The sequence below is a fragment of the Roseibium sp. SCP14 genome, from assembly GCF_040329475.1.
Lineage (GTDB): Bacteria > Pseudomonadota > Alphaproteobacteria > Rhizobiales > Stappiaceae > Roseibium.
Genome location: NZ_JBDZYH010000055.1, coordinates 1 through 223, shown reverse-complemented (window position 1 = coordinate 223; position 223 = coordinate 1). Strand labels below are relative to the sequence as shown.

Genomic DNA, 223 nt, shown 5'->3' with positions numbered 1-223 from the left:
CCGCGACGATGATCGCCTGAAGGGCAACCGCGGCAACGACACGATCGACGGCGGCAACGGCAACGATAGCATTTACGGCGGCGGCAACAACGACACGATCACCGGAGGTGCCGGCAACGACTGGATCGTCGGCGAAAACGGCAATGACACGATCACCGGAGGTGCCGGCAACGATATCCTGCGTGGCGGCTCGGGCGGATCGACCGGCGACGGCTACAAGGAC

General features: G+C 64.6%; 1 protein-coding gene. It reads left to right on the top strand.

From position 1 onward, the window contains the following. A partial coding sequence (locus ABLQ08_RS32590) for a calcium-binding protein (protein WP_417714980.1) occupies positions 1 to 223 on the top strand: 223 nt, incomplete at both ends.